13 protein-coding genes are annotated in these 15,006 nt (G+C 49.2%); 7 read left to right on the top strand and 6 right to left on the bottom strand.

From position 1 onward, the window contains the following. Positions 1-14: 14 nt before the first annotated feature. Genes UF06_RS17130 through UF06_RS17115 form a run of 4 tightly spaced genes read right to left on the bottom strand, consistent with a single transcriptional unit; the run spans position 15 to position 2,871 of the window. The gene (locus tag UF06_RS17130; RefSeq protein WP_045571518.1) at positions 15-1,406 is read right to left on the bottom strand and encodes a pilus assembly protein N-terminal domain-containing protein; all 1,392 of its coding nucleotides are present in this window, start codon (positions 1,404-1,406) and stop codon (positions 15-17) included. After that, positions 1,406-2,245, bottom strand: coding sequence for a Flp pilus assembly protein CpaB (gene cpaB / locus UF06_RS17125; RefSeq protein ID WP_045571517.1), 840 nt, complete (start codon positions 2,243-2,245; stop codon positions 1,406-1,408). The genes UF06_RS17130 and cpaB overlap by 1 nt, the downstream gene beginning before the upstream one ends. 15 nt (positions 2,246-2,260) lie before the next feature. Continuing rightward, the gene (locus UF06_RS17120; RefSeq protein ID WP_045571516.1) at positions 2,261-2,692 is read right to left on the bottom strand and encodes an A24 family peptidase; all 432 of its coding nucleotides are present in this window, start codon (positions 2,690-2,692) and stop codon (positions 2,261-2,263) included. Between the two features lie 2 nt (positions 2,693-2,694). Beyond that, the gene (locus UF06_RS17115) at positions 2,695-2,871 is read right to left on the bottom strand and encodes a Flp family type IVb pilin (protein WP_045571515.1); all 177 of its coding nucleotides are present in this window, start codon (positions 2,869-2,871) and stop codon (positions 2,695-2,697) included. Between the two features lie 251 nt (positions 2,872-3,122). Between UF06_RS17115 and UF06_RS17110 the strand changes: the two genes are divergently transcribed. Beyond that, entirely contained in the window at positions 3,123-6,020 is a 2,898-nt protein-coding gene (locus UF06_RS17110) for a DUF1566 domain-containing protein (protein ID WP_045571514.1), read from the top strand. Between the two features lie 15 nt (positions 6,021-6,035). Beyond that, positions 6,036-6,953, top strand: a complete 918-nt coding sequence (locus UF06_RS17105) for a DUF1566 domain-containing protein (RefSeq protein ID WP_045571513.1) — start codon at positions 6,036-6,038, stop codon at positions 6,951-6,953. 60 nt (positions 6,954-7,013) lie between these two features. Here the strand turns inward: UF06_RS17105 and UF06_RS17100 are convergent, their stop codons facing one another. Further along, on the bottom strand, positions 7,014-8,318 hold the full coding sequence (locus tag UF06_RS17100; RefSeq protein ID WP_045571512.1) for a MipA/OmpV family protein: 1,305 nt from the start codon (positions 8,316-8,318) through the stop codon (positions 7,014-7,016). 126 nt (positions 8,319-8,444) lie between these two features. Between UF06_RS17100 and UF06_RS17095 the strand changes: the two genes are divergently transcribed. The 3 genes from UF06_RS17095 to UF06_RS17085 all read left to right on the top strand — a co-directional run bounded on the left by UF06_RS17095 (position 8,445) and on the right by UF06_RS17085 (position 11,291). Next, positions 8,445-8,798, top strand: coding sequence for a hypothetical protein (locus UF06_RS17095; RefSeq protein ID WP_045571511.1), 354 nt, complete (start codon positions 8,445-8,447; stop codon positions 8,796-8,798). 21 nt (positions 8,799-8,819) lie between these two features. Then, entirely contained in the window at positions 8,820-10,748 is a 1,929-nt protein-coding gene (locus tag UF06_RS17090) for an alkaline phosphatase D family protein (RefSeq protein WP_045571510.1), read from the top strand. A gap of 93 nt (positions 10,749-10,841) precedes the next feature. Further along, on the top strand, positions 10,842-11,291 hold the full coding sequence (locus UF06_RS17085; protein ID WP_045571509.1) for a TerB family tellurite resistance protein: 450 nt from the start codon (positions 10,842-10,844) through the stop codon (positions 11,289-11,291). A gap of 260 nt (positions 11,292-11,551) precedes the next feature. Here UF06_RS17085 and UF06_RS17080 read toward each other — a convergent pair whose 3' ends face one another. Further along, complete coding sequence (locus UF06_RS17080) at positions 11,552-12,082, bottom strand: 3'-5' exonuclease (protein WP_045571508.1); 531 nt, start codon at positions 12,080-12,082, stop codon at positions 11,552-11,554. 364 nt (positions 12,083-12,446) lie between these two features. On the opposite strand from UF06_RS17080, the gene UF06_RS17075 reads away from it, so the two are divergent. Together UF06_RS17075 and UF06_RS17070 are read left to right on the top strand one after the other, a co-directional pair. After that, positions 12,447-13,079 carry a DUF2760 domain-containing protein gene (locus UF06_RS17075; protein WP_045571507.1) on the top strand — a complete coding sequence of 211 codons (633 nt, stop codon included), beginning with the start codon at positions 12,447-12,449 and terminating at the stop codon, positions 13,077-13,079. Further along, complete coding sequence (locus UF06_RS17070) at positions 13,079-14,998, top strand: Hsp70 family protein (RefSeq protein ID WP_045571506.1); 1,920 nt, start codon at positions 13,079-13,081, stop codon at positions 14,996-14,998. The genes UF06_RS17075 and UF06_RS17070 overlap by 1 nt, the downstream gene beginning before the upstream one ends. Positions 14,999-15,006 lie beyond the last annotated feature (8 nt).

The following is a 15,006-nucleotide window of genomic DNA, read 5'->3' as shown; positions in this document are numbered from 1 at the left end:
GTTGTGAAATCCTGTTAGTAGCGATAGCCGTAATCACCAATCAACTTTGGTGTGTTTGCCTCTCCCTCTAACTCACCAAAGATCAAGCGTTCAAAACGCGTCGGTGAGCGAAAGTTATCCAGTGGTGTCGGGATAGATTCGAGATCACCCGTCGGCTGAACCAGACTCGCCGTGGCGATGATCACCAGTTCACGTTCAATCTGCTTGCTCTTGTTGCTTCGAAACAGTGCGCCGATACCGGGCAACTCACCCAAAAATGGAATCGCATCCACGGAGTTTTCTTCCGATGTTCTTAATAATCCAGCCAACGCAAAGCTTTGCCCATCGGCCAACTCGATCGTTGTCGTCGCGGTTCGCTTATCCAGACCAGGCACATCAACACCATTGATTTTGATGGAATTTTGACGACTTAATGCACTCACAACCGGTGTGACGGTAAGAGAAATGCGGTTTTCCGATAGCACCGTTGGTGTGACAGAAAGGCCGACACCAAAGCTTTTGAACTCAACGCCAACCGAATCGCCATCGATGCTTGGGAAAGGAAACTCGCCCCCCACTAGAAACTCCGCTTTTTCACCCGATTTAGCCGTAAGATTTGGTTCTGCCAGTACATTCACTAAGCTTTTTGATGCCAACGCATCGATAATGCCCATAAACGCTGATTCTTTAATGAGATTATCGGGGTCAGTCAAATCCAGCCCCGCGGCAAATTCGTTACCGGGTGAAACGCCCAGCATCCAATTCGGATTCACTGATTGCCAGCGGATACCCAGCTCTTCACTGGTACTCTTGGCCATTTCCACCATACGGATTGAAATGTTCACTTGAGGCGCGGCAGTGATTTTTAACTGATTGATCACCAAAGGCAGCACCGACTGCCCACCTGGCCCTTCAGGCTGGTTGGCTGATTTACGGCTCACTTCAGCGGTGATTTCTTTCAGACGGTCTTTGTCTGCAACTTGCCCCAAAGCAAAATTGTTCACCAAGCTTAAAATATCCGCCGCCATTTCTGGACTTGCTACCGTGCCAGCGACGGCGATCGAATCGCCCACCGATTGAAGGCTAATGCGGTACGCCGGGTATAAGAGCTCAAGGTGACGCTCCAATTGACTCAAACCACTGTTTTTCACATTTAGACGATAGTGAGCAATGGCATCCCCTTCTTTGCCAACAATCACCAAGTCGGTTTTCCCCACTCGCGCACCAAACACCAACGCGCTGCGGGCAGACGGGGTTTTAACATCGGCAATGGTCGAATCAACGATGTAGACGCTGCGCATCTCTTTCGACAGCGGAATGAGCTGGCTTTGACCCACTTCCAAATCGATCTGTTTTGCTGCGTGTGCCAATGGCATCACCAAACACGCGATCAATACAAGTAAGCACTTTTTTACCATGTTTATCATTACTGACCTTCCTTCACGTTACCGCGAATCACGGTGACCGATTGAGTTGGCTGCTGCTCAAGGTCATACGCCCCAGAGATATCTTTTGCCCACTTAAGCGGTTTGTTGGCGACTTCGGTTTGATCGTGGTTGCCTCGCAACACCAGAGATAACTCCCCAAGCTTGCTGGCTAACACTAACTTTTCTGCGTCTTGAAGCGACACTTCAAAGGTCACTGAAGTTGGATCATAACTTTTGTTGTTTTTTTCTGGCTTTTGGTGCGTTGAATACTGGTTGCCAATCGCCAACAGGTGAATGTTTTGTAGTACCGTTTCGACCGCCATGTTGTTGTAGATAGGTGTGCCATTGGCATCCTGATCGATTTCTGACTGACTTGTCAGCAACACATCCACTTTGTTTCCCGGACGCAGTAAACCAAGCCCAGCCGCCATTGGGTCAAGTTCAATCGAAATCGCTCTCATGCCCGGTTTCACCAGTGCAGAAAGAAAATCCGATTGTTCTGGACGCAACAGCATGGCGGGTGATAACACCGTATTGGCAGGAATAAACTGCACCGCAACACTGCCTGCGATCTGCTCAAGTTCAAACACGGGCTGCAGAAACACATCACCCAAGGTATCCCGCTCTTGCAGCGAGACTTCTTCCCACTCTAAGCTCTCTCGCTCAATAAATGATCCCATCGCCAGCGCTCGGCTGGTGACCAGCACTTTCGCTTTTCGCTCAACGGGCGACAGGTTTTTTGATGTTTGGTGGGTCTGGGAGGTGTCTAGCCAAACAAACCCCGCCAACAATAAGGCAACCGACAAAGCTGCAAAGACAGCCATGTACCAACGACTCATGATGAAAAATCCAATTTATAAAATAAGGTAAGCGGTTGAAGCAGAAATAGAAGCACCAAGTGGAATCGTCCCTTGATGCGCGTTTGATATGGCAAAATAAGCACGAACTAACTGCCAAACCGCCAATATTCCTGCCCCAAACGCACTGAGTAAGACAAGTTCAAACCAGTTAGGAAAAACGATCCAAGCGCAGACTGCTGCCAACTTTACGTCCCCTGCACCGAGTAAACCGTGTTGCCAAAGCAGCATTCCCGCAACACAGACAATAAGGGCATACAAGGTCGCATCAAGCCAAAAAGGTGAGCCCTGCATAAAGCGATGACCAATCGCCACCAAAAACAGGAGTGCGATGTTGACGTTGTATATTTTCCGCTTCAACGCATCACTAAGCACCACCATTAGCAGCAGTGCCAGCAAGGTAACAAGTGTGACAACCTCTGGCTTCATGTTTACTCGCCTGCTGGGTTCAGGCTGTTGACGATGCTGAGAAACTTCTCTTTCAGGGCAGAGATAAACACCCCATCAGAACCAAAAATTGCCAATCCGCCCGCCGCTAAGCCTGCCGCTAGGATTCCATACTCGATCGCTGTCGCGCCGCTTTCATCGTTAATGAATTGTTTCAGCATCATTACTCCTTATCGAAACAATATTTAAGTGAATATGATAATCAATATCATTTGCAAATGATAACATTTCCATTATTATGCGCAACAAATAAAGCGATGAATATTTTACATGCTGGAGACTAATTAGTTTTTATTGTTTCAAATAGCAAAAAATACAGATCATCGATCTAAATAGGAGAACAAAAGTGCGATTAGTTGCGAGATTGGTCTCTGTATCATCTATGAAGCAAATTTTTCAATAAGGAGTGAAAATGCGCTTATTTGCCAAGAGTTTGGTAGCCTCAGCGATTGCAGGCTTATTGTCCGCATGCGGTGGTGGCAACGGTGGCGGCTCAGCCACCAGTCCAGCCACCCCATCAACCCCGACTAAAGTAACGTTAACGGGCTTTGTTACCGAGTTTAAGCCAGTAAAGATCACGGCCGATCAAACCGTTAAGACGGAAGTGAGATTGCTGGTTGGCGAAGAGATCGTGGCCCGTTCGGCGGTGAAAATACACTCTGGAGAGCACCAACCTCGCTACCTTTTACAAGTCGACCCTGCCACGCTTAGCGAGAATATCCCTATGACCGTGGAGGCGGTAAACGTTATCTACCCACGTGAACAAGAGGCTAACACGCGTGCTTTCGAGCGTTCGCAAACGGCAGAACAACCGTCATTAGAAACTCGCGAAGTGTTACTTTATCGCAATGCGATTGGCACCAAGCCACCACTACTCGCCGCAGATAAAAACAGCGATACTTTCATTACACATGATGAGTGGTTGCCATTAACCCTGTCTCAAACTAACTCGCTATTTTCTGCGCTCGATCCAAGTGGCAGACAAAGTGCGCAAGAGATCATGGAGCAACATGGTCGTGAGAAAATCATGGCGATTGCCGCGTTATTGCATGCGATCGCCGATCCTTTTGATAGCGACGAACAAATCGAACTCACCTCGCTCAATCTCTCTAGCGCCTCTCTGATTGATACTCTGCTTGAGAATGAAAACATGACATCTCCAGCAGCCGGGGAAGAAACGCCTTGGTTGGATAGAGTTAGCGAAACTTACCAAGCGATGGCACAAACTCATCAAGTGACACTACCTGATGGTTGGCAAAAACGCATTAAAGACAAATGGGTTGAGATGCACGCGGTCAAGCAATCCAATGTGCTGCGCGAAGTATTGGATAACTCTTACCCCAGCAGAACTTTGGTGCTGAGAGGCGAAACGGTGTCAGGAATGAAGAGCCCGCAAATTTCGCTGCAAATTGGTTCTTACCCGAACGATCCTTTAGCAAACAGCCATTACGACAACCCACTCAAACCAAAACGCCCATTGTTGGTACCAATTACACCAGTGGGTGAAGAAAAATCGTCGACAGCCATTGAAGCCGTGAACCACCAGTTTGAGCTGCGCCTCACACTGCGCGACACCACCAACGGCTTTGAAACCTGTCAACCGACTGGCAATGAGGTGTACGTTTATTACGACAAGAATGAAGACCTAACCAAACCAAGCGAGCACCCTACCGACAACATGCAAGATCTGTTGACGGTGATTGCCTACGATCCTGACAGCGGGGTTGAAATGCGCTCCTACTTAGGCGCGTTCTGTGAACTGGCGCAAGCGGATATCGATAAGAATCAAGATGGTATCGTGACTGCCGAGGAGTTCTCGCGTCTAAAAGTGTCATTTGAAAACAACGCCCACGCTCTATTGGCTGAGCGCAGTGGCTTGATGCACCATGGCGGTGGTCAATATGCCAAACCGGTAAAACAGACGGCTATTGATGCACTTTTTGCTAAACACACGCCGGAAATGGTGCAGTTGATGAGTAGCATTGTGGCGATGCAAATGGCATCAGCAGAGAATCAGGCACTACCGGCCATCGACAATGCCTCAGACTTTTTCCGCACCGCTGCTCAGTTGCTCGATTTGGATTACAACGCCCAATATCGCATGTATAGCAAAAGCAACATCTTGCCTGAACCGTTTCAAGTCATCCAACTGCTGAAAAACGTTTCAGATGTTGCTCATCATATGGAAGACACCGACACCACCATCAACACACTGTTGACCTGGAGTGCTCAAGCGTTTAGCGGTTTGAGTCAGTTCCCAGCGGACAACAACATCGCCAGCGAACTGAATTCGGCAATTCAAACCGGCAGCAGTTGGTTGCCCGCCGAGCCGATTAATGGATTGGAGTCAGTTTGCAGTACCGAGTTCGCAGAAGATCAAATTCGTGGTATCGCCGTTCGCGGACGCGGTGACGACTGGTTAACCTTGGAATGGCAACCACAAGGCACTAGCGGTTACACGCTTTACTGGGATAGCAAACCCTTTGCTAAGTTGAGCGATGCCATGCATCAAACCGCAGCGGCAGACCACATGGTAACGTTAACTGGGCTCACTAAGTTCACTCGTTACTACTTCCAAATTGCTCACAAAGGGACACCGAGCGCTCAGTTCAACGTTCGTTTAGGCGATGCAGGGCTGACTAACGCGCATCTTTTCGATTCTGATTTCGCTTGTGACACAATGAGTGGCTACGCGCGAAACTCCAACGCCGATGGTTACCAAGCGCTCTCTTTCTTAAAAGTGGATGCGCAAGGCGAACGCTTGGCTCGACAAGATCTCCCTTATATTGCGACACCGCATAGCTGCACAGTTGAAAGCAAAACTGGCCGTACTTGGGCAGTACCAAACAGTGAGATGGTAGAAGGGGATCGCATTCGCCACTGGTATAGCATTGATAACCGGTACTTGCATAGTGATAACTTGGCGGTGAGTGACGACCAATACAACGGCTTCTGCGTCGCGATCAACGGTGACGTTTACAGCCAAGACAAAGCACGCTACTGCACCGTGAATCAGCTTGTTCAGCGTGCCAACGAATCCAAACTCTGCGGTATCACCGATTGGAGGCTGCCAACCTATCAAGAAACGCTCAATATTTTGACGTTAGCAGGCAAACCGCAGATGAACTTTGATGACAATTTCTTCCCCTCAGTCGATAGCAGCAAGTTATGGATGAACGAGGCCAATCCAACACTAGAAAGTCATGCAAACTTACTCAGTACGAGTAGTTGGGATATTCGAACTCAAGTGGAACAGAAACAGATACCTCATCAAGTGATTTTGGTCAGTGATGGTTTGAAAGCGCAATAGTAATAAGGAAAACACATGAAAAGCACTTTTTTAATGCCGGCAATCATGCTTATTGCGGCCCCCACTTTGGCACAATGTCTTCCAGAAGAAGGACGTTTTAGCAAGGAAACCATCGAATACCAAGGAACAAGTTTGTGGGTTGTCAACGACAACAGAACTCAACTTCAATGGATGATGTGCCCACTAGGACAACAAGGTGAGCAGTGCCTAGGCGCTGCAACACAGAGGAAAAGAGAAGAACTTGATAAGATCATCACCGTGTTTAACGGAGACAAACAGCCTGAGACTTCTTGGCGACTACCTTATACCCAAGAACTTCTCACTATCACTGATCAAGGTTGCCGTTACGGGACATACACTGAGTTTTTTAAATTGACCCAGCCGATCGAATCGCTAGAACAGCTATATCAAACCGTAGCGCCGTACAAAGAGAAGTTCGATATCTTCTATCAGCAGCATCAAGCAAATCTACTGGCACTTGACCACAAACGCAGGAGCGATGCTGTTTTGGATAAAAAAGTAGAAGAGTGGCTGGAGAATAGCCGCAAACTATCTAACGGCCAATGGTCTAGAGAAACATCGAATCTCGTCCATAACGTACTCGTACCTTGGCTGGAAGAAAACTCGCCGGAATGGGTAGCCGTAAGGGCAAGTAGAAACAAGTTCAGTAACGCGTATGATTTTGGCGATGAAAGCATAGGGCTAGAAAAACTTCGTGCTCACTATGAATCTTACTATGAAGTCCTGAACCAAAGTTTCGCAACGCAGGCAGGATACAGTGTCTCTTTTAAAAATGTACCGAATTTAGGGACTGGCACAGATAACCACTTTGAAGTTTTTTATACATACGAGCAATCCACAATACAAAGCCAAGGAAGCTGGCTTGAATTCTACGTGCGTTTAGTGAGGCCAATTCCAAGCCGCTCTATTTAGTTTCTTAAAAATTAACACTCAAGGGCAAACGCCCTTGGGTGTTTTCTCAAAACGAGTCGTTTAAAAATCAAACTGCACATACACGGTGTTGTAGTTGCTGCCGCCTTTAATCCGGCCAAATTGCGAGGCATTTTCAAATATCGCCGAGCGATGGTGAAGCGAGTAGCCAAACCAGACATTCTTCCATTCTGATTGACCAAACAACTCCCCGGCATTCACGTCAAACGAAAAGTCGAGATAGTTGAGCAAATGGCTTGGCGTGTAGCCTTTTTCATCCATTTCGGTCTGTTCGATATAGGTAATATTGTCGATGTACGACATCCCTTCAGCAAAACCAAAACGCCACGGGGTCGGCCAATTGAAGGTGTAATAGGCTTTAATGGACACAACCGTTTCTGTACTCGATCTCTGCACTTGCGATGCCCAATGATGGGCGATTCCCGAGTGCAGGTAGATATCCAAAGGCAGACCAAACAGCTCATCGGTTAAAGGATGACCATAAAAAAATGAGCTCATTTGGTTGTTGTTCGGGTCTTTTTCTTGTTCAAATTTAAAGATTTCGCCAATATTGGACGGCGTTGCCCAGCCGTGTGCCACACGTAAGTAAGCCTTGTTGCTCAAAGATGACTTGCGTTCTTTGTTCTTATCGTTGAAAAATCCAAACCCGACAAAAAACTCGCCCTGATAGCGATCTTCCACGGCGTAGCTACGGTAGGCATTACTGTCTAAACGAGTCACACTGGCTTGCCCGAGCAGATAGAGATTCGACGCCACGTGATAGCGCGCTTTCAAACCCAAGTTCGCGTCAATTCCTGCACCAATTCGCTCCTGCGTGATATCGGAGAACGCAAAGTAGGTACTGTTAAAATCGGCTTCTTTGTACCTGAGCGTGAACGACGGCTCCACTTCCCAATCGCCCCAGCCATATTTGGCCGCAAGACGATAATTGGAGTGAAAACGGTACTCGTTGTCGCCCATAATTTCCGCTTCCAAACGCCAGTTTTCGTCCCAATGATACGCCAATTGCATGCCAAAGTCGGCTTTGTCGCCTTCAATCGAGTTTTGTGCCACTTTGGGAATATCGATAAAACGCAACCGAGTCAACGCATTAAGTTGCCATTTCTCATTGTCCGATTCGAACAGGTAAAAACCCCCTTCGGTACCACGAATAAACAGGTTGTCATCGTTGTAAAACATCATCGGGACAAACGTACTCACAGATTGATCGCCGCCGCTAGTATCAAATGGAATCGAGGCGACTCGATACATCGCCGCGATCCCCCAATCCGGTTGCTGAGCTTTAACCGTCTGACTAGGCAGAAAAAAAACTGCACCAAGACCCAAAATGAATAACTTTTGCTTCATTTATATAAACATTCCATCAATGACAGTGCGTCAAGCGTAAATAATTAACAAAACCATGAAAACGGTTTAGGCTCATCGATATTTAGCCGTTACAATAATAGATATTGCCTTTGATTTGAATTGAATGTGAAAGCTTCCGAACTGAAAAACATCCTCGTCTCATTACCTGATGATTACGATCCTGACCTTGTGATGGGTGAGGAGTGGCTACCCGAAAGGCTGGTGAATACTCGCTTAGACGGCGATTTGCTGTTTCTTGAATTTGATAACGCGCCCGATGATCTGCAAGGTGAAGAGGAAGGACGCGGCTTTGTTGAGCATGAAATCAGTATGATCCGCCATCGTTTTGAACAGATTTTAGCGGAAGCCAGCGACACCAAAACCAAAGCCGATGCGATGTTGGCGATTTTTCTCATGGGACACGAACTTTCCAGCTCCGAAGTGATCGAAGTGCTTGAAGATGAAAGTAACGACGACTAAATAAAACCACAGGAGTAAGGATTGACCCAGACAAACCCGCCGCGCTCTCCTCTGCCGCTGATTCTGGCAGGCCCGATACTCAGAAAAACGACCGCAAGCGAAATCAACCTTTGGCTGGTGAGCAGCAAACCCGTTGAGGGCACTTTTCAGGTCTTCGATGAGAGCGGCGAAAAATTGCTCTATCAAGCTCCGCTGAGCCTTTCTCAGCAACAACAAGTGGGTGAGCATGCTTTTGTGGCGCTGTGGCATTTTGCTGGCGAATACCCAACCAATTGCGCGCTGTTTTACCAAATTGACACCCAAGCGGGAGCCATCACTGAGCTTATCCCACACCTTTGCTACGAGGGAGATGAAACAAAAGGGATTGCATTTTCTGTTCGAACAACAGCCAATTACATCCTGCATGGCTCCTGTCGTAACCCGCACCATCGTAGTGCTGATGCATTGGTTGCGGCGGATAAAAAAGTCGCCTCGCTTTCGCCAGCAGAGCGCCCTGATCTCCTGCTGCTAAGTGGCGATCAGATATACGCCGATCATGTTGCCGGACCGACGTTAGACGCCATCACGCAGCTCATTGAGCGGCTCGGTTTAGCCAACGAAACGTTTGTCGACGCGCCTTTTCAAGACAGCATGGCGCTCTATCAAGATCCGCACTGCTTTTATGGCCGCGACCAAATTCTGCCCGACTATCGGGATAACTCAACGTTGTTTGCCCGTCTAACGCGTTTTCGCCGCCAACCGGTGTTCAGTTCCACTGAAAGCGAAAATCATCTCATCAGCTTTGCCGAGTTTTTTGCCATGTACCTGTTGGTGTGGTCGCCGCAGGCGTGGCAACTGGTTAACCGAGAACGCCTGAAAGAGCAAGCGTTTGAGTGGGCTGGGCAGACACTGAGCGAGAAATGGCAACAGTTGTGGCACAAAGAAATCAAGCAGATTGACGATTTTGTTGCCGGTTTGCCGAGTGTGCAACGCCTGCTCGCTCACTTGCCGACTTACATGATTTTTGATGATCACGACGTGACCGACGACTGGAACCTGACCATTGGCTGGGAGATGGCCGCCTATCAGCATCCATTTTCTCGCCGCGTGATTGGCAACGGCTTGCTCTCCTACTGGCTCTGCCAAGGCTGGGGCAATGCGCCGGAAAAATTTGACGAGCGCTTTTTCATCGCGGCGCAGCGCTATTTTCACTCCCCGACCACGGAGCATCAAGACGCGTTTATTCAACTGCTGTATCGCTTTGAGGATTGGCACTACACCATTCCCACCGAACCCAAAGTGGTGGTGCTGGATACCCGAACCCGACGCTGGCGCTCGGAATCACGCATGAACAAGCCGTCTGGTTTGATGGACTGGGAAGCGCTGGTCGAACTGCAACAGGAGCTGATGCATCAAGAAAAAGTGATCATCGTTTCTGCCGCGCCGATGTTTGGGGTCAAATTTATCGAAATGTTGCAACGCATCATGACGCAACTCGGCCAACCTTTACTGATCGACGCCGAAAACTGGATGGCGCATCCGGGCAGCGCCAATACGCTCATCAGCATTTTTACCCACACCAAAACGCCAACCAACTTTGTCATTCTCTCGGGAGATGTGCACTACTCGTTTGTCTATGACATCAAGTTGCGCTTTCGTAAATCCAGCCCCAACATCTATCAGATCACTTGCAGCGGATTAAAAAATCATTTTCCTGTGCGACTGCTGCGCTATTGTGATGCGATGGATAGGCTGCTTTATAGCCCCCGTTCGCCGCTCAACTGGTTCACCAAACGTAAGCGCTTGAAAATCAAAAAGCGTAGCCCAGACAACCAACGCTTTTACCGTTTAGTTAACCACAGCGCCATTGGCGAGCTGCACCTCGATGCGGACGGAAAACCAAAGCGAGTCAGCTTGCTCACTAGCGATGGCCGTTGTGTCGATTTTCCAGCAACCAGTGCAGAAGAATGAAAACGCGGCAGAATAAAATTATCGATAGCGGATGCGCAACAGCATTAGCGCTATCATGTTAAAAAAAGTATTGCGATTGAAAAGGTCACCGACATGTTTAACAAACTCACCACTCTCTTTAAACAGTTGCTTGATGGCACAGATTTGGGCCAAAACGCCGCCAACAACCCCAATCTGGCAATTGCCAGCTTATTGTGTGAAGTTGCAGGCGCCGATCATCAAATCGATGAGCGCGAGCAAGCGGTCAAACGCCATTTGCTCAAGCGCCTGCTCAATTTAAGCGATGACGAAGTGGAAAGTTTGCTCACTCAGGCGCAAAGTGGTGTTGCTCAAGCCGCCTCGTTGTATGAGTTCACATCACAGTTGAGAGAGCTTTCGCAAGAGACGCGTTTTGCGCTAATCAAAGGCATGTGGGAGGTGGCGCACGCCGATGGTGAGATTGACCCAATGGAAGATGCCGTGATTCGTAAAACCGCTGAGCTACTCTATGTGGATCACCGCGAGTTTATCCGCGCCAAACTGCAAGTGATCGATAAGTCGTAAAGCGAATTCGCCAATCAAAAAGCAATAAAAAAACGCGCACTCGGCGCGTTTTTACCTTATTCAAAGATTACAGGACGGGTTTTTGATGCCAACGGTAGACTGCACCACTGCCGAACACAAATACCACACTCCAAAGCACGGAAAGTAACATCTTTATTTGCCAACTGGGTTGTTATGATTTGCAGAAAGTGTAGTGGCGCAAGATGAACAAAAATGAAAAGCGAGATGAAGATTTAATGACGCTCGTTTTTCATCTGAGCCTAAAACATGGTTAAAGCGAGTTTGGCTAGGTTGTAGGCATCCACATAGCCCGAATGCTGCCGCCCTTCCCAATCGATGCCTTTCGCTTCTTGCGCCTGACGATGACCAATGCGCTTATCTTTGAGGCGATTTTGAATGCGGTATAAGGTAGCCAAATTGATAAACTCACTAAACGGGGGCTCAATCCCTTTCGCGTGGCACTCGTTAAACAGGATCTGGTCGTCTCGGCCCCACGAGGTGTAAATTTTATTGCTGCCGCCAAAGTTTTTGATCATCGACTTAATCACTTCAGCCAAAGGCCTACCCTGCTTTTCAATCTTACGCGGTGTAATGCCCGTTAACTCTGCACAAAACAGCGACACTTCGTCGTGTTCCGGTTTAACGTAATACTGCGCGCGTTTCACAATCTCCCCTCGGAGCAAATCAATTTCCGCCAAACCAATTTCAATGATTTCACCTGTGCGCCCGACGCCATCCTCGTTCCAGCAGCACATTTCCAAATCAAAGCAAACAATTCGGTTATGGTTCATAGATTGCCTTTTTCTCGCGGTTGATTGTTAAAGGGCGAAATTGTACCCCAGAGAAAGCAGAAACTCGACCTAAGTGCGGTTGTTTGCTTATTTTCACCCCAACTGACCAAGATTCTTGGTCCCTCGTGCGCGTTGGCGAAAATCCATCGCCAAAAACAGGCCGTTATTTGACGATATTTTCAGCAAAACCGCCGTAAATTCAGGGGTTGCAAGCGGTTTTAATACAATCTCCTCACTTGAATATGCTACTATCAGCCACCATTTTTATGTCTACACTAGGTGCACGTCGCAAAATCGCCCTTGAATTTGCGGCAAATGAGCCAATCCACGCACCTTTAAATCAATCGATTAGAGAAAAAATAGCATGAACATTGATTTAAACCTGATTCCTCAAACATTCGATATGCTGCATGCAGGCCTTGCGGCGTCGAGTGTTTTACTTCTCTTGGTTGCCGTTTCGCGCAAAAGCAAAGTGATCGAAAAAGTGGTTGAGAAACCGGTTGAAAAGATCGTTGAAGTGGAAAAGCCAGTAGAGAAAATTGTCGAAGTCGAAAAAGTCATCGAAGTTGAAAAAGTGATTGAGAAAGTGGTGGAAGTGCAATCCAAGCTCGCCACTGCCTCAACCGATTCGGCGATGCAACTGCTCTCGATTATGCAGCAAGAAGCGCGCTTGATTGATTTCTTAAAAGAAGATCTCAGCGCATTCTCCGATGAAGAAGTGGGCGCTGCCGCCCGTGTTATCCATACTGGCGGGCAGAAAGTACTCAAAGAATACGTCACGCTAGAGCACATTCGCAGCGAAGAAGAAGAGATGCGCATCACGGTGGCCGAAGGCTTTAACCCTCAGGCGATTCGTTTGGTGGGTAACGTGACGGGCAAGGCGCCGTTTAACGGCATACTGGTTCACAAAGGTTGGAAAGCCAGCGCAATCAACTTACCGAAACTCGCGGAAAACTACGACGCGACCATCATCGCGCCCGCTGAGGTTGAGCTGTAATGGAAATGCACAATACACCAGCGGCTGAGCAAGCCGCCAAATTCAGTATCGGTATTGACCTTGGCACCACCCACTGCGTGCTCTCTTTCCTCGATACGCAAGACGAGCACGCTCGTGTGCAAGTGATGGCGATCCCTCAGTTGACCGCGCCGGGAACGGTGGAAGCGCGCAGCCAACTGGGCTCGTTTCTCTACCAGCCGCACGAGCATGAGATGAATCCTGCGTCACGCGTGCTCCCTTGGACCACAGAACCCAAAGCGCTGGTTGGTGCGATTGCTCGTAATCTTGGCAGCAAAACGCCCATTCGTTTAGTCGCCAGCGCAAAATCTTGGCTATGCCATGGCGGCGTGAACCGCCGCGATGCCTTTTTGCCTGCGGGTAGCCCGGAAGAGGTGGAGAAAGTTTCGCCCCTGCGCGCCACCGAGCTTTATCTTGAGCACCTGAAACAAGCGTGGGATCACGCTTATCCGCAGCATCCGCTGGCCGAGCAAGAGGTGACCATCACCGTTCCGGCTTCGTTTGACCCTGCTGCGCGCGATCTCACCGCGGAAGCGGCACGCAATGTCGGCTTTGTGCATCTGACTCTGCTCGAAGAGCCACAAGCCGCACTGTATAACTGGATCGACAACAGCAACGAAAAGTGGCGCGATGAAGTGAGCGTCGGTGACGTGGTGCTGGTGGTCGATATCGGTGGCGGCACCACCGACCTTTCTCTGGTGGAAGTGACCGAAGAGCAAGGTAACCTGACGCTCAAACGTATCGCCGTGGGTGAGCATATTCTGCTTGGCGGTGACAACATGGATCTCGCCCTCGCCTACAGCTTAAAAATGAAATTGGCGCAAGAAGGCAAAGAGCTGCAACCTTGGCAAATTCAGGCCATGACGCACGCTTGCCGTGATGCCAAAGAAGCGCTGCTCAACGATGCCGAGTTGCAAGCCGTGCCGATTGTGGTGCCAAGCCGTGGTTCAAAATTGCTCGGCGCGACGCTTAAAACCGAGCTGACCCAGCAAGAAGTGCAGCAAATGCTGGTGGAAGGCTTTTTCCCCAAAGTGGCGATTACTGAACATCCGCTACAACGCAATCGCGGCGCATTGACGCAAATGGGCCTGCCTTACGCGCAAGATGCCGGAATTACCCGCCATATCGCCGCATTCTTGTCAAAACAAGCCAATGCGATGAATGGCGATGCAGCGCCAGCACAAGATTTCAATCCGTTTGTTGGCGGCATGCCCGGTATGCCGGGGCACGGCGCTCCTTCAGCGCAATTTATCAAGCCAACCGCGATTCTATTTAACGGCGGCGTATTGAAATCAGCACTGCTCGCCAATCGTTTAGAAGAGACCATCAACGAATGGTTGCTGGACGCCAATGCAGAGATGGCGAAGCGGTTGACGGGGGTTGACCTTGATCTGGCGGTGGCAAGCGGCGCGGCCTATTACGGCGCAGTGCGTCGTGGCCAAGGCGTGCGCATTCGCGGCGGTATCGCCTCCAGTTACTACGTTGGTATTGAAAGCGCGATGCCAGCAATTCCGGGAATGGCACCGCCCATGGAAGCGCTGTGTGTGGCTCCGTTTGGTATGGAAGAAGGTTCCAGCGTCGATGTTCCGAGCCAGCAATTTGGTTTAATCATCGGCCAGCCTGTTAACTTCCAGTTCTTCGGTTCTACTGTGCGCCGCGACGATCTGGCGGGCACCCATCTCGACCATTGGGGCCAAGATGAGTTAGAGGAGCTACCTGAAATTCAGGTCACTCTGCCCGTTTCTGAGGGCCGCCGTGAAGGAGAAGTCGTGCCAGTGACACTCGCATCCCGAGTAACCGAGCTCGGCACGCTCTACCTCGAAGCCATTGCCGCTGACAACGGTCAGAAGTGGCACGTTGAGTTTGACGTGCGTGAAGACGCCAAACAAAACGCACAATAATCGTTTCT

It is taken from the genome of Vibrio sp. S234-5 (assembly GCF_000960595.1).
Lineage (GTDB): Bacteria > Pseudomonadota > Gammaproteobacteria > Enterobacterales > Vibrionaceae > Vibrio.
This window is presented reverse-complemented; position numbering and strand designations above follow the sequence as displayed.

Coding starts and splice junctions, on each gene's coding strand:
- UF06_RS17130 (WP_045571518.1), bottom strand. CDS start 1,406: ATGATAAACATGGTAAAAAAGTGCTTACTTGTATTGATCGCGTGTTTG.
- cpaB (WP_045571517.1), bottom strand. CDS start 2,245: ATGAGTCGTTGGTACATGGCTGTCTTTGCAGCTTTGTCGGTTGCCTTA.
- UF06_RS17120 (WP_045571516.1), bottom strand. CDS start 2,692: ATGAAGCCAGAGGTTGTCACACTTGTTACCTTGCTGGCACTGCTGCTA.
- UF06_RS17115 (WP_045571515.1), bottom strand. CDS start 2,871: ATGCTGAAACAATTCATTAACGATGAAAGCGGCGCGACAGCGATCGAG.
- UF06_RS17110 (WP_045571514.1), top strand. CDS start 3,123: ATGCGCTTATTTGCCAAGAGTTTGGTAGCCTCAGCGATTGCAGGCTTA.
- UF06_RS17105 (WP_045571513.1), top strand. CDS start 6,036: ATGAAAAGCACTTTTTTAATGCCGGCAATCATGCTTATTGCGGCCCCC.
- UF06_RS17100 (WP_045571512.1), bottom strand. CDS start 8,318: ATGAAGCAAAAGTTATTCATTTTGGGTCTTGGTGCAGTTTTTTTTCTG.
- UF06_RS17085 (WP_045571509.1), top strand. CDS start 10,842: ATGTTTAACAAACTCACCACTCTCTTTAAACAGTTGCTTGATGGCACA.
- UF06_RS17080 (WP_045571508.1), bottom strand. CDS start 12,082: ATGAACCATAACCGAATTGTTTGCTTTGATTTGGAAATGTGCTGCTGG.
- UF06_RS17075 (WP_045571507.1), top strand. CDS start 12,447: ATGAACATTGATTTAAACCTGATTCCTCAAACATTCGATATGCTGCAT.
- UF06_RS17070 (WP_045571506.1), top strand. CDS start 13,079: ATGGAAATGCACAATACACCAGCGGCTGAGCAAGCCGCCAAATTCAGT.